Here is an 18,748-nt window from a genome sequence, read left to right as displayed (position 1 = left end):
TTTATACCCTTAATATTCCACGAAACCCTCGTGCACCATAGTAGGAGTCAGCTCCATTGTGGTACACGAAAACGTGATTAAAGCGACGATCACAGAATAATGCACCGCCAAGCTTTCTAATTTCTTCCGGTGTTTGCACCCAGCTGGATGTTTTTAAATCGAACTCTCCAAACTTTTGTAACTCTCGATATTGCTCTTCAGTCAACATTTCAATTCCCATTTCATTGCTCATATCCATTGCACTATTTTCAGGCTTAAACTTTTTTCTTGCCTCTAGTGCTGCGCGATCGTAACACACACTTCTGCGTCCTTTAGGACTCTCTTTAGAGCAATCACAAAATAGAAACTCATCCTTTTCCTTATCATAACCAATGACATCTGGTTCCCCTTCAGTACGTTCCATTTCTGAGAGGGACCAAAGTTTTTCTGGATTATTTTCCAACTTCGCCTGAACTTTATCCCATTCGATCCCTTCATGGCGTTGTATGTTTTTCTCAAACCGTTTCTTTAATACGGAAATTAGTTCTTCTGTTTGTTCGGGTGATAGATTCTTTTCACTAGTAGTATGATTTGTCATTTGAGTTCACTCCTGTATATAGGTTGTAATATACATTATACCCTTAATGAAACCCGTTAGAAAAATTGTCTTGAATCGTTAGAGTCTGTTAAAATACTTTTCTTTAAACTTCATACTCAACTCGCTCCACACATCAAATTTATTTCCATCAAGATCTTCAAACACAAAATTTCTTCCAGTGTGGCCTCTGTTTTCTATTTCGCCTACTTTAATCCCTTGCTTGATGAAATCATGGTGCATTTTCTCCAGTGCTCCTAAACCATCGACTTCAAAAGTTAAAGAGAATCGTACCTTTCCGTTTGCATCAATAAAATTCGAGGTTTGACCTTCTTTCGCTTTTACAAGAAACAGACTTTGATCTGCGAGATTAACAATTGCTTTATCCTGATCGTGATAACTCAATTCCGCTCCCAACTTGCTGACATACCAATCAGCAGAAGCATCAACATCTGTAACGGGAATATATGTCGTTCCCACTCTCCATAGTTTCTCATTCATTTAACTTCCTCCTTTATTCAATCGTATCTAATAATTCCACTACTAGATTATTGGGATCATCCCAAGACTTGAATTTCTCGACATGCCATTTGTCTTTAAGTCTTTTGTACCCTTGGTCTGCAGCCCAGTTATGTAATTCTTCATATGCGTTAAAAATGCCTATGTTTGGACCCTCATGCTTTGCTGATGCATACCTTTGTGCAGGAATTGTTAGCGTGACCATTTCCTCAGGAGTACCTTCAAACTCCTCCACTTCGACCGTCACCCAGTATCCATCTTCCTCTTCTGAGTTAGTATCCACAATGAAGGCCCCAAACTGAATATCTTTATTCTTTACGTTTTTAATTTCAGACAGCCGTGATTCTAATAGTTTGGAAGCTTTCGGTATTTCGACTGCATACTCTTCACCTGCACATACTACCCGGAACCCTGTTAATTTGAGTTCCTCCAGATTTTTAACCACTGGTTCTTTAATCCTTTTCACCTTCAATACAGTCCACTCCTTTTCCGCTTTATATTTCTGATTATTTCAAATTTTAACGGTAAATACAATCCATCTTTTCCATACATAGTCAAAAAGGGCTGTGGAGGAATTTTTTCATCCACAGCCCTTTTGATTAATTTAGTTAGAATTCAATTCTTCGTAAATATCTTCTATTGTTCTTCCATTGTGTTCTTTAGCTGGTACAGGTGTCTCACTTGCCGATGCATTAACCATCAAATAATTGTCCAATACAAACTGTAGGTCTGTAGCATTAACCACTTGGTCAAAGTTAATATCAGCAGCGCGATAATTGGTACCCCACTGTTCTTCTATTAGAAGTGCGTCATGGATATCTATTACCCCGTCTTCATTAACATCTCCTGGGGTAAGCTCTCCTACGCTTATTCCAGAATACCATTGTCCTACCACTTTTCCTGTATCATCTGGAAAGCCCACTCGGAATTCCTGATAAGAAGTGAAGTGTCCTGGAATTTTTGCGATAAATTGCATTTCTTTTAAAGTAAGAGGAAGCTTCTCCACATAAAGTTGACTAGATGTATTAATAGCAGCATCATGTCTATTTCCTTCCTGATCCACTACATATACTTCCGCTCCAATGTTAGAGGCATTCAATCCTGGTCTCCAACTAGGTCTGCCTTCTTGTTGTAGCGCCTTTGGTGGTGCAATACTTCCTGAAATTTTGGAGTAGCTTGGTTTAATCCGAACATGATCGATTGTAGAAATCATGTTTATGGATTGCTCCTCTAGATCCATATAACTAGCTTGAGAGTTGTTGAAGAAAGTATAAAGAGCATAGTTATCATCTTTAACCTTTATTGTCAGCTTTGCTACAGCAGTATCGCCTGAGAAACTACCCTCTGACAATTTAACATTGACTCCCAACCTCGATGTGGTCGAATTCACTGTCGAAATTGATTTGGTAATGTCTGTTTCTCCAAGAGCTTGAAGTTCTTCATGAGCTTTCACATCAAGTATTTCAATGTATCGATGATCATAGTTGAAGTTTGTGCTGATTGCATTTGCATCCGACATAGTTTTGGCATTTAGAGTCAATACCACTGTATCTCCACTTCGGACTTGCTTTTCAGCTAATGAACCATACATGTATGGAGTTCCTTTTTCTACCAGAGTGAAGGATTTAACATCTCCTCCAACACCTGTTGAATTATAAGCTTGGAAATCAATTTTTGAATTTTTCAAGCTAGGGTTGATTGGCATATGGTATTCAAAGCTTCCATCTGGATTTACATAGAAGCCATTAGTGAATGATGAGCTGTTGTATTTCTCCATAATGAAGTTTTGTGATTGATCAATCTCAACTCCCAATGCTTTATAGGACTCATAAGTTTGATCAATAAGACTACCTTTTAATCGATAGGAAGTTGATCCTGCTTCGTATTCAATGACACCTTCTTCTATGTCAGTTAAAAATTCAGGTCCTGTATAATCTATAAAAGTGTGATCCGTCAATGTATATGTCTTCCCATTCTTATCAGTTGCAATCATTTTTACTTTGTAATGCCCCGGTCCATGATTCACATAAAGTCTTTGTGAAGAGATTGGTTCCTCTGGATTCCCGGTAAATGGGAAGTAGCTGCCATCAAAAACATTAGAGACATAATAATCTGTTTCTTCCAAAAGACCTGAAGTTGATAGTTGTCCCAAGAAACCTATTTCTTCCTCTGTTTTTCCGTCAAGTAAGATAAAATCTAGCGTTTTTATGACAGATTTAGTTCGGAAAGATACCCCTGTTGTGTAGGGAACAAAAGGGTAAAAGAATTCAAAGTTCCTGGTGATAGCTTTTGGATCTGTATTCATGTAATGAAGTCCTTCCTCTACTACTACTAGGGCAAACGGAATACGGTATTTTTCATTGGAGTACTTCTTATTTTCCAATGTTACGTATCCTTCATATACACCTGGTTCAGCATTAGCAGGGACATTCATTTTTAATGAAGTGGTTTTGACTTTATCCCCTGGAGTGGTCACTACCTTATCGTGTTGTAAAACTACTTTGTTCGCCTTTGCATCCTTAGAACCTTGTATTCCTACTTGAAATTCTGCTTTCATTTCGAAAGTTTTTGGTCTATTATCGTTGTTCTTAATCGATACTTCCCTCGATACAGAACCATTTGTTCCCTCCAGTAACAATGGGCCGAAATTAAGTGCCCCTGATTTAGAACGGATTTCTGTTGCTTCTCCATCCAATATAGAAACAGCCGGGTTATCCACCATAATTTCTACTTTAGTGGTTAATGCTTCAAGCGGATCCACCTGACCACTACCTGCTTCAAATACGCTGTATTGAGCGTTTAATGGATTTGCAGAGTTCATTAAAATAGTCTTGATTTGTTCAGGAGTATATTGATCATTTTTCTCCATTAATAATGCTGCTACACCTGCAACATAAGGGGAAGCCATGGATGTACCAGAATAACGCTTATAAGCAAGATCATAGTTTTCTAAATAATTTTTCCCATTAATATATGCCGGAATGGTAGAAAGAATCTGCTCACCAGGAGCCGTCACTTCCGGTTTGATTTCATAATTCAGCCTGGAAGGTCCGCGAGAACTGAAATTCGTTAAGTATCCACCTTCTAAAGTAAACTCTCCTGCACGGTTTAGGGTGATAGTTAATTCTTTATTAGAGAGCAAGTCCTTTACGGCTTCTCCTTCTGATTTTTTTAAAGAGAAAGTTGGGATAAAGGTAATTGTCTCCCCTAAATAATGAGGGATATGACCTTGATTCTCGTCATTATTATACAAGAGGATAGCCTTTGCTCCTTTATTTTTTGCAAGAATGATTTTCTGATCAAAAGATGTGACACCTCTTGAAATCAGAACTACTTTACCCTCCACATTCTTCCCCACATAATCGATATTTTGTCCTATACCCCCATCAACAATCGAAAGTGTTTCTCCTTCTAGTAAATCAACAGGCTTCTCTATGTTTGTGGCCATTAAACGCAAGCCCAATGAAGAAGCATTTGAGCCAGCAATTGTCCCGTTGAAAGTAGGGACTGTGATAGAGGTGTTGTTTGCTCCAACGGTAATTGCTAGTGTGGAAGTTCCGGGAGAGTTAAGGGTTCTCATCTCACTTCCTGCATTCCCTGCAGCAACAACGGTTGTTACTCCTGCCAGCACTGCGTTATTTACTGCAATGGATGTAGGGTAAAAAGGATCATTGATGTTTGCCCCTAGTGATAGATTAATAATATCCATCTCGTCTTGAACTGATTGATCTATCGCTGCGATAATATGACTTGCCATACCACTTCCGTAAGGACCAAGTACACGGTAACCGTATAAATCCACCCCAGGGGAAATACCTGTTACGGCGTATTCTGTTTCATTGGTGCCTTGACCAGCAATGATTCCAGCAACATGAGTACCATGAGCGGTATAATAGGTATTCCCTGCATAAACTTCCACCATACCCGATTGCTTCCAATCCTCGTAAGTGGTTTCCATTGGATCATCATCGTTATCTACGAAATCGTATCCACCTTTATATGCATCTTTCAAATCTGGATGATTGTAATCAATTCCTGTGTCAATTACGGCTACTTTAACTCCTTCTCCGGTAAAGCCGTTTTCATGTAAAGTTTGAGATGAAGAAGAAGTAATCAATTCTTCCGCATTTTTTTCAACTTCTATTGGAGAAATGACCTGTATTTCCTTATCACTCCAAATTGCTTTTACTGCTTGAGATTCCAATAAGGTTTCCACTTGATCCGATGTAACCTTCATGGAAACCCCATTGAAAGCATGTTTATATTCATGTTGAATAACTAGAGTATCAGACTTACTCTTGGATTTTTTCTGTAAAGCTGCAACATCTTTTTTAAATTGAGCATGGGAAGCCTCAACATTCTTTTTTGCATTAGCAAGATCTAAAGTTCTCTCACTCGTATTCACTGCTGTTTCAGCTGGCAGCTCCTTAAACTGCACAATAACATTTAAGGAATCATCTCCATTTAAATCTACAGAAGGATCTAGATGCAAGCCCGTTTGTTCAGATGTTTCAAGTTGATGAAGCGCCTTTCGTTGCTCCGTTGTTAAAGAGGAAAGCATATTCTTTGCATTAAACTCTTTATCAACTGCATTTGCAGGAAGAACCGAGTGAAAAGGTGAAACTAATAATAGTATTGCTAAGAGCACGAATGTTACTTTTTTTATAGTTGTAACCATTTAATCTCCCCCTACTTTCTACCTTATAATGAATAAGTGATGTGTTGTATGAAGCTAGTATTTAACAGGTATTTCCCCTCCTTATTTGAATTTTGAATATTTAGTTATGTGCATTCCATGGATATTCTAGCATAGAAACAAACTAAGGTAGATTGGGGTATTATAGAGGTCAAAACCTAGACTTTTGAACTACAAAAATCTCATTAATAGAGACTATTACAATAAAACTTTTAAACTCATTATCAAAATACAACCTAAATACCTATTTTCAGTTGGGGTTTATTAACTTTCTAATGTTTAAAACCTTGCAGATTCTTAGGAGTTTCTCCTATTAAGTTATTATCCTAATTTGACGGGTAAACAAATACGGACACTACTTTTGAAAGGAGTTTTTATTATGTTAAGTAATGAACAGCACCAAAAATGTTTAGAGGAATGTCTCGCATGTATGGAGGCGTGTAACACCTGCTTTGATGCATGTTTGAATGAGGAAGATGTGAACATGATGGCCGCCTGCATCCGCTTAGATAGGGAATGCTCGGATATTTGTGCACTTGCAGCAAGAGCAATCCAATCTGGCAGCCCGTTTATGGAGCAGATTTGCAGCTTGTGTGCAGAAATATGCGAGGCATGTGCAGAGGAGTGCAGGAAGCATACTCATGATCACTGCCAGAAATGTGCGGAAGCATGTAGACGTTGTGCGGCGGCTTGCAGGGAAATGATTAGCCACTAATATATAAAAAGCTTGGAAATAGAGACAACCACTTCTCTCTGCTTCCAAGCTTTTTTCAATTCCTATTCTTCTTTTGACAACTCACTCTCTGTTACCCATTTATGGTTCGTCACTTCTTCGCCACTGTCAGTGAGGGTAAAGTCCACCATATAAACCGTTGTTTCTTCAGCAGAGTCAATGGTTGCCGTAGCACCTTGCATGCCTTCCATATGGTCGGCATCCACTTCTACTTTGTCGCCAACTTGATAGGGCTCTTCTTGGGCATCTTTCACTTCTTCATGGATGATCCACTTATGGTCTTCCACTCTGTCTCCTCCGTCAGTCGGGTCATAAGAAATAGAATAAACAGTTGTTTCATAGGCTCCGACAATCGTCGCTTCCGCACCTTCCATACCTGGCATGTGCGCGTCAGTAATCGTAGCCGTGCTTCCTACTTCAAAAGTTGGATTTTCTTTTTCTTTCAATCCTTCAGGAACCTCACCCGAACCGGACATATCCATGCCGGAGTGATCTCCGTGTCCACCATCGTGGGATTCTTCTTCTGCATTATTTGCTTGATTATTATTTGGCGCTTCCACTTCATTTTCCACTGCTGCACAACCGGATAATATGATGGCCGCAGCCATGGTCAGGGTTCCTAATAGCTTACTTTTTTTCATGTAAATTAACCTCCTTGGAGTTCTATATAAGTAGTGTACCCAAAAGGTTTGCAGAAAATATGGAGAGAGCACATCCTCTTAATGTTTCTAGTTATTAGGTTGGAGCCCTTCTATTATCCGACTATATTTTTCCACCACAATATTTGCACCCTTACTGTTCAGGTGGACACCATCAATAGTCAAATGCAGCCCTCTCTCTGCTGCCAACCGGTCTACTCGCTTCGGATTTCTGTAAAAGAATACATCTTTCACTAGTCTGCCTAACCCGGTACTGAGGTAATCAGAAGTATGTAAGGTTTCTAACTGCTCTGTAAATGCCTGATGCAAATCAATAAATGTAATATTTTTATGCTCTTTTGAAATTTCTTTTATAATCATAGAAAGGTTAAGCAATCCTCTGTTAGAAGAGTTGATGTTTTCTCCGATTACAGCAGGTGACACAGCCACAACTTCTTTAGATGATTGAGATACTAACTCTAGCACCTGTTCATAGATTTCCCGGAACTCTTCTGAATTTCTCGTGATTGGTTGAGCTTGTACTTTTAAAAGTTTAGAGTAGATATCATTGACTCCAATCCATAGAAAGGCAAGATCATAATCTTGATCTAATTTGTTCTTGCTCAGTCTTGTATGTAAACTTTTAACCGTTTCCCCACCCTTTCCAAGGTTGACGAACTTTATGTCAGGGTATTTCCTTTTTAACATATTAAAGAAGGAAACACCTGGTTTCCCCTCTGTTAAACTGTCACCGATGCATGCGATTTTCATAGAAGATACCTCCGCTTTTACAGTTGGTCTAAAATAGCAAATTTCAATACAGTTAGCAGTACAAAAGCTGCCACTAAATTGCGCCAATTGACAACTATTCTACCATTTTTCGGCTGCACAATTCCAAATGCTATGATATGCCAGAACCACTTGCTGTCAGTCCATCTTTTCTTCACCGGAATGATACCAGCTTCTTGGGCCTCTCTCTTTCTGTTCTCGTTACGCGCCCAAAGTAGGATGATGACAATATCGAGGATGGATGCCATGATAAGGATTGGTGCAGCGATATGGTTCGGCACATCCCATAACGGCTCTTTTTCCGCTTTCTCCTCATTCACTTTCTCCGTGTGGGCCATTCCCTTTTCAAAAGACTGCACAATATCTTCCGTGCTACCTCCACCGGAAATATCTGCAGATGAAGAAAAAAAGATAAGTGCAACAATCAAGAATAAATATCCACCGAAAAAATAGAATAAAAACTTGTTAGAATTCAGCTTAGTCTCCAACCACATCTCCTCTTTTCGCATGTTAGGATTTATCTTTATATCCTAATTTTACTAAATTAAATATAGTAGGGTTGCTGGGAGATGTGTCGTATTTATGGAAATTTATAGTGGGATAGGTTATGTTTGTTGCCTGCCCACTCCTCGGTCGTATTGGAAAGCACCGATTATTAAAATGGTGAAGAGAAACATAGGGGTTAGATATACAAGGATGATGTCGAAAAATAGTGACACATCAAAAACTATTACATACCTGTTTAGATGGTAACTTATAGCCATCACGACAAGAATAATAAGCGGTAAAAGAACCCTGTTTATATTCGGCGCTACCTTATAGAAAATATAACTAGCTGCCACTAATAAAAGTAGAGTAGATATGATTAAAGAAGGAAACCAGAAGATGATAATGATATTCCAATCAAACTCAATTCCCATCCATAAGCCCGTTCCCCAAGTCACCAAAAAAAGACCAACTGTAAAAAGATTTAGATAGCCAATCTTCTTTTTCCCTATCCGAAAGTACAAGATTGGGCTTGCAGTAATGCTGAGAATAACGAGAATAATGATAAAATCTTGCATGTTGGTTCACTCCTTTTCTAGACTCACTCTCTTCACAAGGTCTTCAATTGCACCCATGATCTTCTCGACGTTGTCTAGATGATAAAATGTGCTGGTCGTTTCAAAGTTATCTATATCATCATTCTCTGAAAACAAATATATTTTCTTTCCTTGACCAAGGGCAATACCGAATTCTATATGACTGCCTTTTCCGGCAGGCAGTAAGACAATGAGAAAGTCTGCTTCTAGCACGGCTGAAAGTTCCTTCGACCCGATTACCTTTAGGTCTTCTAGAGTGTTGGCCCGCTCGTTTCGGGTCCAATCATAGGTTTGGGTGAAGCCTCTATTTTTAAGAAGGCTACTTACTTCTCTCACTTTTTCTATATTGCTGAAGCTTGATGCTATGTAGAATTTTTGCATTCATTTCACTCCTTCTTTTTAAAAACCCAATCTGGATAAGGCAACGCGAGCTTCGGAATGTTGTCTTCTTTAAAATACTTTAATATCTCCGACTCTCCATCCACCGCATCCAAGGTACCCCTGACAATTTTGCATTCATATACTGTTACTTGATATACCACTTGATCTCCATTTGCATAGGTGTGGCGAAATTCCTTCCCACCAAAAACACCAATTACGCTGGTCGGCTCTACCTCGAGCCCTGTCTCTTCCCATACTTCCCTTACTACTGCTTCAGCTGGAGACTCTCCAGGTTCAATGGCACCCGCTGGTAAACTCCAGTAATCACTGTTTCTAGGATACTGAAACAATATTTCCAATTTTTCGTTTTTTATTACTGCTGCAACACTGGGGAGAAGCAGAAGGTCGCTCCCCACTTTTTCACGTAACTTACGGTAATAATTTGATATCGGCATTCAGTTTCCACCTCTCCTTTATTTAACAATAGGTCGGCTCTGTTTTGTCAGAAGATCCTCAATGAATACTCGATGCTCGGTAAAAATATTTCCTGCCAAACTATGTAGATGGAAATATTCGTTTTTTTAGTGACTCGATATTACTGGTAACTAGTTTTCCGCTAAATTGCTTACAAAGTAAAAAGTACTTGCACTAACGATACCTGATCTCCATTAGCGAAGGTCTTATCATACTCTGGACCTGAGTAAATTCCGAAAAGCTCAAGTTGTTCTAAATGGAGACCGGTCTCTTCTTGTACTTCTCTTCTTGCGGCATCAGTTATGTTCTCTCCAAGCTCCATGAAGCCGCCAGGTAGCCCCCCACTGTGCATTATCTGTACGTTGTTGGAGGAGCAGCTTTCCATCTGCGTCAAAAACAAATGCTCCGGCAACCACCATAATTTACTTTTTCGCTGCCTACCATTGATCTTAGGTGTTTTATGTAATCCATTTCAGTATCAGCCCTTTTCTATTTATGTATATGACGTATTGGTCGAGGGATAAGTTTTCAGGAGGGAGTGTCGGATTTTTAGAGATTTTGTCGAACGGCATGTATTTTAGTGATTTCCGACAGTATTTATGGTGTTTTGGACAGTATTTTAAATTTCCCGACAGTATTTGGTGAGTTTTGGACAGTATTCGTTGCAAAAACCGACAGTATTTTGTAGAAGGCGTTGTTTCTGAACCCTCTTTTTAGTCACATTTACATATGTAAATGAAACAACGCCAACCTCCCAAGAGATTAGCGTCCCGAATCTAGTACTTCTTCCTTCTCATCCACTGCGTTGCCCGCCCATTTATCACCCACTACAACAGGAGATCCACCATGTAAGGTCAATTCATTCAGTTTCTTGGTCATCGTAGAAATACTCGAAGTATACAGCCATTCCCTTTTGTGGGGAAACGGAAAATTTCACCTTAGGAAAATACGTTTCTCCGCCTTCTTCCACATCGTTTAGGTACATGACAAGTGTGCTGATTCGTGGATTGCTAACTGGCTTACTGGAAGACTTGAAAAAAATCAAAGTGAGCCTTGTATTCTTGTCCAACTTGATAGTTTAGGATTTGCAAGCCTTCTCCGTGTTCCACAGGGACATTCATAATCTGCGAAACTCTTTTTTCAATCCTAGCAACAAGCTCATTTTCGCCTTCATGGAAAAAAGTACTGCTGCTTGTCCTAATCGCATCCACTTCAAGGCCATTAGAAACTTTCGAACGCTTCATCTTATCCTTGGACAGTCGAATAAGCGCATCACATTCCTCATCGCTAAGTACATTTGCAAGCACAACGACAAGCGGCTCTTCCATTCGGGCAATAATCGCAATCTCTCTATCTTCTGTTTTTATTTTATTGCCAACATGAGGGAAAATAGTCTGTTCCTTACCAGTTAAATCTCTTGTATCCATCGTCAACTAACATCAACCTCTTTTATAGTATTATTAATATTCCGAAAAAATAACCTGAACTATTTGCAACTACAGTCAACTGCATTCTATTTGCGGGCATTTCTCCCTGTTAACATAAATTAAATGGAATTGATTTGAGATAATTTTACACTGTGGAGAGATTTTTTACTATCATTATTTGATGGGAATAATCTAAACTACGTTTGAAATAGTAGCAAATATTACATTCCACCACAGTAATTGTTATCGGTGTGTAACTCCCTTAAAACCTCGCTGTCATCTGCGCCTGTTAGTATGGGACAGGTCAGATTACATAAATAAGGGGATGATAGTTTGAAAAGATTAACAGCAGGATTAGCATTAGCAGGTGTATTGGCGTTCAATCCGGTGATAGGTCATGCGGAGCTTGGAGATCAAACGCTCAAACCTGGAATGTATCATGAAGATGTAAAAGAACTACAAAAAGTCCTGGACGATAAAGGATATTTCGGTTATTCAGAAACCACTACCTATTATGGAGAATATACAACAGATGCCGTGAAAAAATTTCAGGCTGATAATGGAATCACGGTGAATGGTATTGCCGGAGAGGAAACATTTGAAGCCCTTGGGATTGAAAGTAACGAGGCAAATATCGTTGAAGTTGCAAAGAAGTATGAGGGGACACCTTACCAGTGGGGTGGGGAAACACCTGAAGAAGGCTTTGACTGCAGTGGTTACTTAAATTATATATTTGATGAAGCAGACAATAAAGACCTACCACGAACGGTTAAAGACATTTATGCAGCAGGAACCAATGTCGAGTCTCCAGCTGTTGGTGATATTGTTTTCTTTGATATTGAAGGAAACGGACCGAGTCATGCAGGACTCTATATCGGTAGTGGGGAGTTTATCCACGCATCATCTACAGAAGGCGTTAAAATAAGTGAAATCGGAAGTTCCTACTGGAAAGACAAATATATTGGTGCGAAAAGTTACTAACCAAAAACACACGAGTTTGCTATCTCGTGTGTTTTTTTCATTTCACCAAATAAACCACCAGTTCCTCAAACCAGATCCCATCTTGTTCATAATGATTCAAGAAAAAAGCGTCAAAGGTATAGGCATCGTTCTCGAAATGAATGCTGTTTGATTTTTCAATCGCCATCATAAGCCCGCTCAAATCGGAAGTGTGAGTTTCATAGATCAACTCACCGTCACAATAATATTTGACATCCATAACATCACCTCGTTATCTTTTTACATCCACCAATTCAAATCGCTCACAAACCAAAAGCATATCTTCGGAAAACTCCCTACCGATTTCACGCAACTCCTTTGTAAAAAACCGCTCATGCGCGTCCCACCAGTACTTGTATGTTCGGTCTCCTTCTCCCTCTGAAATCGCAAATTCCTCTGGTACTTCGTTCATAGGCATGATCTGCACATCCACCGTTTTAATAATGGCTACAGGTTCGTCTTTACTGTTCAGAACGACACTGTAATCTTCTGTTGTTGGTAAAGGTTCATTCTCCAATTCATAAAAGACATAACCAGAACAGGTTGCTTTTTTCACCCCATCTATCACTAATTGCGCGAGGTAGTCTGGAATCCCACCGAACTGCCAAGCCGTCACTCTTCCCGGCTTTTCTTGACCTTTCCAATAATTATCCCAGTACTCTAAAGATGCTTTATTCATCATTTTGTTCCTCCATTACTATGTATTTCATCAACCTATTCGAATCTTCTGTGGTGACATTTTCAGAAAGCCTTGCTGCCGAGATAATCGGTGCCCATTCCAATATTTCTTTTCTGCTCCAACCACTTTTCTCACAATATAGTTTCAAATACAATTCGGCCATCTCAACAGAAACTTGGGTATAAAGAATATATGTACGGCATACATCTGCGCGCGGATCCCCGACACTTGCATCGACCCAATCAATGATGAAAACCTCATCACCAGATTTTATTAAGTTATAAAGGTGAAAGTCCCCGTGGCAGAGTCTATTTTCCACATTCATCGACTCCAGCTTCTTTAACAATGACGTTTTAACTAGCTCATCTAATCCTTCAGCTGCTTTTATTTGCCGCTGGAGTTTTACACGCATAGATTCTAACAACTCCGCACTTACAGTGTGAATCTCCATCTGAATATCCACCGACGTTTCCAGAAAAGACTCCACTTCATCCATGTTTTCTGTCACGAGTTCACCTAGTGTTTTCCCCTCCACATATTCCATGATGATGGCCTGTTTTCCGTTCACTTTTTTAATATCTAGTATTTTAGGTACGCGCAGCCCGCTTTCAAAGGCAACCTTTTGTTTATGAGCCTCATTTTCAGATTCGGTATCTGGTAGGTGATCCTTAAAGATCTTGATGATTTTATTTTCATAAAGATAGATTTTGGCCGTGTTGCCAGAAGCAATTGGCTCGCCTAAGTTCATTGCATACTCACTCCCTCTAAAAGTACTCATAAAGGTTGATGAAATATTCATAATCCCCTTTAGTCAGAATGTTGCTTCCATACCCTTCAAAAAAGTATAACTTATCCGATTCCCATTCGAAGATGTGAGGTTTTGGCCGTATAGCTAAAGAAACATCGTACCTTGGATCACCAAATGCTCCACCGCTCCAATCAATGATTCCTGTGACTTTCCCGTTATGTACTAATACATTATCCACTGTCAAGTCACCATGGATAAGGGTTTGTTTCCTATTACCTGGTCGGTTTTTCTTAATTTGTTCCAACAAGTCTTCCGAACCATCCACCTCGTAGTTTAGAAGATTGTATGCGGCTTGATCCAGCATATCATCCAACCAAATTTTCTGGTTCTTTAAACCTTCCGGACACGGGGTAGCATGGACATCATAAACGACTTTGCCGAAGTTAATTAACAACTCTTCTCTCTCCCCTTTATGATGGGTTTTGGTTAGAGCAGCCCTTACTGTTTCCCCTTCTAGAAACTCTAATAAAGCCCAAGATTGTCCGTCTATCTCTACAAATTTTTCAACCTTTGGAACGGGCAAAGAGGTTTCCTGATTTAAGTATCTTAATACCATTATCTCTTTCTTAAGCCACGCATTGAATTGTGGTGTCTTAGTACGTTTTAGTGCATATCCACCGTTGTCACTTTGAATGATGCCAACATCAGATGTACATCCTTGACGGGGGAAGGTGATGGAATGAATGTTGCTTACATACTCTTTTATTTCAGCCGGTATTTCTTCATGCTGAATTGGTTTCATCGTGATCACTCCAGTTAATTAAACTCTATGTAAAAAGGGTTCATTTCTTCCTTTAAACAATATTCAATTCGCTCTCTAAAATTCTTATAAGTCACCATTTCCAATGCCTGATCTACTGGGTAAAAACCAACTTCCAAACTCTCCGGTGAAGTAGTCGGAGTGCCACCTATCGCTCTAGCTAGGAAAAGCGTGTTACAAATGGAGCCACTGACATTTTGGAAAACGCCACAGAATTTCACGATTTCCACGTCGATCCCCGACTCCTCCTTCGTTTCCCTGATGGCAGCATCCTTCAGGGATTCTCCCTCTTCCACTTGTCCGCCAGGCATCTCCCATCCACGGCGTGGTCCTTTTATTAAAAGAACTTCATTCTTGTCATTCAAAACAACTGTCGCTGCCGAAATGATGTGTTTTGGTGTCACTCTTTCTTTTTGTACCATTGTATATTCCTCCTTGTTATATTGGTATTGAATTAATTGATTATCTTTTCCCATGTATTCCTCGGACCCGATTCTACTTATCTCAGTGAATCCTAGTTTCTCTAACATATTTTTAGAGCGCATGTTGGTTTTATGCGTTTCTGCATCAAAAACTTGAGTACCATACTTCTCGGTTGCATAGATCATTAATTGCTTCAAAGCTGCCGTACCGAACCCGCGTCCCCACGCCTTGCTTTCTCCTATGGCTATGCCAATCTCTGCGCTAATAGTATTGATGTTTGCCAAATCTGCATAGCCAATCAACCTTGACTCAAATTCGATTACTAATCTAAGAAAGTTATGGGAGTGGTTATGCACACAATTATGCCACCATGAAAAAAGTTCATCCTTGCTTCTACCGGTTTCCCAGCCGTTTGCGAGGCAGAACGCATGATCTTTGCTCCACTTTTCCACCACAGGGAAATCTTCAATTTGAAGGGCTCTTAATTGAATAGGCAAGCACTCAGTTCTGGTAGATTTCACCACTCTTTCACACCCTCTTGGTTGAATTCTTGATATATTCCTAGAATTCTTGATATATTGCAAAATTTCTTGATATATCCTGAACTTTATTGATATATCTCGAAAATTATTGATATATTCCCAGATTTCTTGATATATCATCCTAGCACCCTGCTGCCTTACCAGGAAGAGGTATTCCGTTTGTACTTATAGCCTCATTTCAACTAACTTTCTACACCAACCACACTATATTTCTTCAAAAACCCGTTTAAAATCTGGTTATAGACCTCCGGCTGCTCGGAATGTACAAGATGTCCGGCAAATGGTAAGACTAATACGTGGATTTGCTTATTTAACTTTGGAACAATGACGGCAGCTTTCGTTTCATTCGCGTTCCCTTCTCCTACCATTAACAATGTTGGCGTCTCAAGCCCACCCAAATCGGCTGTTTCCTCAAATGGATAGGAATCTTCTTGCCTAGCCAAATTGATAAACTCTCTCCATCCATCACCATGAAGCTGGTCAAAGTAGGCTCCTACTTGTTCATTCTCTAAAAGACTATTTTGCTGTTCCACCATATTCAGATGTATTTCAGACCAATTAGCAGGTTTCTCCGTCATCATCCCAGAAAGTGTCAATGTCTTCACTTTTTCAGGAAACTTTTTCGCAAAGAATAGCCCAACCAAAGCACCAATGGAACAGCCAACAATATGGGCTGATTCCACTTCTAAGTGATCAAGCGTGTCCTTTAAATCAGCAGCACTAGCCTCATAATAGTTAGATAGCTCTTGTGATGTGGATTTCCCATGACCTCTTAAGTCCGGCAATATCACTTTAAATTCCGACTGGAAATACTCCCGCTGTTCTTCAAAATCAGTCATCCCCGTCTGCAAACCTGTATGTAGAAAAACGATTGGTTCCCCTTCTCCAAAAACCTCTGTATGTAATAACATGTATCTCCCACACCTTCCTCCATCTACTGTTCCCACAACCTACTCACCCCAACCAACACATCCCCATCAAACGTTAACTTATAAATATCCGGCATATCCAACCCATTCCAAAACGAGAAATCATACCGCTTGTCAAAATAGTTCATGATTAAAACCATGATGTTTCCATGCGTTCCGATCGCCACGTTTTTACCTTCGTACTTTTCCAATAGGTGATGAATGACCTTAACGCCTCTTGCCTGCGCTGCTATATTGGATTCGCCACCTTCCCATGCGAAATTGGGGTCCTCCCAGACCTTTGTGATGGCTTCTGTGAAATCTTCAGCAGGCTTACCTGTCAACGTGCGTTCTTTCAAGTCTTCAAAAATTTCAATTTCCCGATTAAAATACTCCGCCACACCTTCTACAGTTTGAACCGCTCTTTTATAAGGACTGGATACTACCACATCAATACTGTCAGGTTGGATTAAAGCTAGTATTCTCTCAGCATCTATGTAACCCTTTTCTGATAACGGCCGCTCCCATTCATCAGGTGTGTAAATGGAATGAGCATGCCTAACGAAATACAGATTAGTCAACTTTTCTCCCCCCTCTATTAAACGGAAACCTCTTCCCTAAAGTAGCTTGCTTTCGATGGTCTTAAAATAGCAATTAATAAAATCAATGCAAAAACGGTAGAAACACCTGAAAATATTAGGCAAACAAGTTGCAATGAGAAGACCTCTGCTGCAAATCCAAGTAGAAGGGTAAATGCTATTTGCACCATCCCTTGGAACATTTCCGTTATACTCGCGAATCTCCCCATGATGTCCACCGGTACAGTATTTTGGAAAAATGTCGCGTACCCTGTATTGGCAAATGCCATAAAGAAGCCTAGGAAAATAAAAGCAGCGGTTGCAGACACAAAGTCGTAGGAGGCATAAAACGCTGCATAACCTGCTGAGGTCAAAAACATCCCAACTCCTAAATAAATTTTTAATGACACTTTTTTTGCTACCAAAGCCGAGACAAACGCACCGCCCAATGCCCCGAGTCCTGTTAAACTTACGATTAAACCGTAATTACGGTCCGACAGTTCCAGGACTTGTTTGATAAATGTCACCTCTTGTGAATCCAAAGCAAACCCAAGTAACATAGCGGATTGAAACAGGAGATAAACTGTGATGAAAAATTTCGCCTTCTTTGAGAAGTCTTTGACAACGTTCCAATCCCCCAATAGGGTTTGCAAACGGATAGGTTCCCGTTTCTTTTCAACCTTCTCATCCACATCTGGTAGCAAGAAAATGAAGAAGGCACATACTAAAAACGTCACTGCGTTGATCAAAATACATAAGTCTGTACTCACATACATGATAAGGAATCCTGCAATGGCTGGCCCCAAGAGGAACGCACCAGAGCTTGTCATGCTCATCAGTGAGTTAAATCTTTTACGTTCGCTGACTGGAATAAGTTTCGTTATGTATACAGAAGAACTCGGTCCAAAAAATGCCCCCACCATATTGATAACTAACAAAAGAAAGTAGATGGTCCAAAGAGAATCAATGAAAGGTATGAGAAACACGAGTCCCCCACGTGCTACATCCACCCATATCATGAGCTTCCTTTTATTCACCCTATCAATGACACTTCCTGCCCACGTATTCGTTAATAAAATAGCGATAGGCCTGATTATGTATAATCCCGCTACAGCGGCTGCAGAACCTGTCATATTTAGAATAGAAATATTTAGTGCAATTAAGTAAATCCAGCTCCCCAAATAAGATACGCCAATGCCGGCAATCAATAAGAAGGGGTACTTCCATGAAGACATGTGACCACCCTTTTCACTTTTTCACATATAAAAGAACAGCACCGGAATTGCTCCGATGCCGTGCATCTCTTTACAAATATTACTATATCATACTATTCAGAAAAAGGTTCCGGGATTTATGAGTTATCACCCTGCAATCCCCATGACAACAATCGTGATGACGATCATCGTTGCGATGAATAGAAATATTAGTTGAAATGCCCCCAGTTATTAAACTGGCGTCCGTGAAATGGACTTAAATAGTAATCTTGTTAAACTAGTTATGCTCATTAGCAATGTACACAGTCCTGCAATAAAGAACCCGATTGCATAATTTGGGATGTTCGCTTCTAATACTCTGTCGTTAATCTCCAATCCTAAAAAATACACACCAATACCGTTTCCATCAACAACTGAACCGTGTGACCAAAGTTGGAGACCTTCTAACATTAATAAAACCGTAAAAATTGCCAGTGCGATTGAAACCAACCAACGTATTTTTGGATTCAAGTTTGTATCCCTCC

Annotated in this window: 22 protein-coding genes and 2 pseudogenes; 2 read left to right on the top strand and 22 right to left on the bottom strand. The window is 39.8% G+C overall.

The window, feature by feature from the left end:
- Position 1: 1 nt before the first annotated feature.
- The 4 genes from M313_RS0118770 to M313_RS0118755 form a co-directional block, all read right to left on the bottom strand.
- Positions 2–577, bottom strand: coding sequence for a DUF4256 domain-containing protein (locus M313_RS0118770; protein ID WP_010198837.1), 576 nt, complete (start codon positions 575–577; stop codon positions 2–4).
- 78 nt (positions 578–655) lie between these two features.
- The gene (locus M313_RS0118765; protein WP_010198834.1) at positions 656–1,075 is read right to left on the bottom strand and encodes a VOC family protein; all 420 of its coding nucleotides are present in this window, start codon (positions 1,073–1,075) and stop codon (positions 656–658) included.
- Between the two features lie 13 nt (positions 1,076–1,088).
- Entirely contained in the window at positions 1,089–1,559 is a 471-nt protein-coding gene (locus M313_RS0118760; RefSeq protein WP_034775146.1) for a GyrI-like domain-containing protein, read from the bottom strand.
- Between the two features lie 138 nt (positions 1,560–1,697).
- Positions 1,698–5,771, bottom strand: coding sequence for a S8 family serine peptidase (locus tag M313_RS0118755; RefSeq protein WP_010198830.1), 4,074 nt, complete (start codon positions 5,769–5,771; stop codon positions 1,698–1,700).
- Between the two features lie 397 nt (positions 5,772–6,168).
- On the opposite strand from M313_RS0118755, the gene M313_RS0118750 reads away from it, so the two are divergent.
- The gene (locus tag M313_RS0118750; protein ID WP_010198829.1) at positions 6,169–6,504 is read left to right on the top strand and encodes a four-helix bundle copper-binding protein; all 336 of its coding nucleotides are present in this window, start codon (positions 6,169–6,171) and stop codon (positions 6,502–6,504) included.
- Between the two features lie 62 nt (positions 6,505–6,566).
- Here M313_RS0118750 and M313_RS0118745 read toward each other — a convergent pair whose 3' ends face one another.
- The 8 genes and pseudogenes from M313_RS0118745 to M313_RS24080 all read right to left on the bottom strand — a co-directional run bounded on the left by M313_RS0118745 (position 6,567) and on the right by M313_RS24080 (position 11,313).
- Positions 6,567–7,163, bottom strand: coding sequence for a YdhK family protein (locus M313_RS0118745; protein WP_010198828.1), 597 nt, complete (start codon positions 7,161–7,163; stop codon positions 6,567–6,569).
- 87 nt (positions 7,164–7,250) lie between these two features.
- The gene (locus tag M313_RS0118740; protein WP_010198827.1) at positions 7,251–7,931 is read right to left on the bottom strand and encodes a GDSL-type esterase/lipase family protein; all 681 of its coding nucleotides are present in this window, start codon (positions 7,929–7,931) and stop codon (positions 7,251–7,253) included.
- A gap of 17 nt (positions 7,932–7,948) precedes the next feature.
- The gene (locus M313_RS0118735) at positions 7,949–8,437 is read right to left on the bottom strand and encodes a hypothetical protein (RefSeq protein WP_010198826.1); all 489 of its coding nucleotides are present in this window, start codon (positions 8,435–8,437) and stop codon (positions 7,949–7,951) included.
- Between the two features lie 117 nt (positions 8,438–8,554).
- Positions 8,555–9,013 (bottom strand): hypothetical protein, encoded by a 459-nt coding sequence (locus tag M313_RS0118730; protein WP_010198825.1) that lies wholly within the window; start codon positions 9,011–9,013, stop codon positions 8,555–8,557.
- Positions 9,014–9,019: 6 nt separating this feature from the next.
- Entirely contained in the window at positions 9,020–9,412 is a 393-nt protein-coding gene (locus tag M313_RS0118725) for a nucleoside 2-deoxyribosyltransferase (protein ID WP_010198820.1), read from the bottom strand.
- A gap of 5 nt (positions 9,413–9,417) precedes the next feature.
- On the bottom strand, positions 9,418–9,867 hold the full coding sequence (locus M313_RS0118720) for an NUDIX domain-containing protein (RefSeq protein ID WP_010198819.1): 450 nt from the start codon (positions 9,865–9,867) through the stop codon (positions 9,418–9,420).
- A gap of 170 nt (positions 9,868–10,037) precedes the next feature.
- On the bottom strand, positions 10,038–10,271 hold the full coding sequence (locus tag M313_RS26500) for an NUDIX domain-containing protein (RefSeq protein WP_234946587.1): 234 nt from the start codon (positions 10,269–10,271) through the stop codon (positions 10,038–10,040).
- A gap of 391 nt (positions 10,272–10,662) precedes the next feature.
- Positions 10,663–11,313, bottom strand: a pseudogene (locus tag M313_RS24080) (2OG-Fe(II) oxygenase).
- A 333-nt stretch (positions 11,314–11,646) separates the two neighbouring features.
- Here M313_RS24080 and M313_RS0118705 point away from each other — a divergent pair.
- Complete coding sequence (locus tag M313_RS0118705) at positions 11,647–12,294, top strand: C40 family peptidase (protein ID WP_010198806.1); 648 nt, start codon at positions 11,647–11,649, stop codon at positions 12,292–12,294.
- A gap of 37 nt (positions 12,295–12,331) precedes the next feature.
- On the opposite strand, the gene M313_RS0118700 is transcribed toward M313_RS0118705, so the two are convergent.
- The 10 genes and pseudogenes from M313_RS0118700 to M313_RS24075 all read right to left on the bottom strand — a co-directional run bounded on the left by M313_RS0118700 (position 12,332) and on the right by M313_RS24075 (position 18,734).
- Entirely contained in the window at positions 12,332–12,532 is a 201-nt protein-coding gene (locus M313_RS0118700; protein WP_010198799.1) for a hypothetical protein, read from the bottom strand.
- Positions 12,533–12,544: 12 nt separating this feature from the next.
- Complete coding sequence (locus M313_RS0118695; RefSeq protein WP_010198797.1) at positions 12,545–12,991, bottom strand: ASCH domain-containing protein; 447 nt, start codon at positions 12,989–12,991, stop codon at positions 12,545–12,547.
- Positions 12,984–13,739 (bottom strand): phosphotransferase family protein, encoded by a 756-nt coding sequence (locus M313_RS0118690; RefSeq protein ID WP_010198795.1) that lies wholly within the window; start codon positions 13,737–13,739, stop codon positions 12,984–12,986. The genes M313_RS0118695 and M313_RS0118690 overlap by 8 nt, the downstream gene beginning before the upstream one ends.
- Before the next feature lie 16 nt (positions 13,740–13,755).
- Positions 13,756–14,541: an aminoglycoside phosphotransferase APH(3') gene (locus M313_RS0118685; protein WP_010198793.1), complete on the bottom strand. Its 786-nt coding sequence runs from the start codon at positions 14,539–14,541 to the stop codon at positions 13,756–13,758.
- Between the two features lie 14 nt (positions 14,542–14,555).
- A complete protein-coding gene (locus tag M313_RS25625; RefSeq protein WP_029326595.1) occupies positions 14,556–14,981 on the bottom strand; it encodes an NUDIX hydrolase in 426 nt (141 codons plus the stop codon).
- A gap of 96 nt (positions 14,982–15,077) precedes the next feature.
- Positions 15,078–15,644, bottom strand: a pseudogene (locus tag M313_RS25620) (GNAT family N-acetyltransferase); the annotation flags it as partial.
- Positions 15,645–15,706: 62 nt separating this feature from the next.
- Entirely contained in the window at positions 15,707–16,435 is a 729-nt protein-coding gene (locus tag M313_RS0118675; protein ID WP_010198788.1) for an alpha/beta fold hydrolase, read from the bottom strand.
- A gap of 23 nt (positions 16,436–16,458) precedes the next feature.
- Positions 16,459–17,013, bottom strand: coding sequence for a histidine phosphatase family protein (locus tag M313_RS0118670; protein WP_010198786.1), 555 nt, complete (start codon positions 17,011–17,013; stop codon positions 16,459–16,461).
- 17 nt (positions 17,014–17,030) lie between these two features.
- Positions 17,031–18,245 carry an MFS transporter gene (locus M313_RS0118665; protein WP_010198784.1) on the bottom strand — a complete coding sequence of 405 codons (1,215 nt, stop codon included), beginning with the start codon at positions 18,243–18,245 and terminating at the stop codon, positions 17,031–17,033.
- Positions 18,246–18,455: 210 nt separating this feature from the next.
- Entirely contained in the window at positions 18,456–18,734 is a 279-nt protein-coding gene (locus M313_RS24075) for a hypothetical protein (RefSeq protein ID WP_010198782.1), read from the bottom strand.
- Positions 18,735–18,748 lie beyond the last annotated feature (14 nt).

This window comes from Bacillus sp. m3-13, assembly GCF_000175075.1.
GTDB lineage: Bacteria > Bacillota > Bacilli > Bacillales > Bacillaceae_I > Sutcliffiella_A > Sutcliffiella_A horikoshii_C.
Note: the sequence above shows the minus strand (reverse complement) of the source record. Positions and strands in the feature narration are given on the sequence as shown.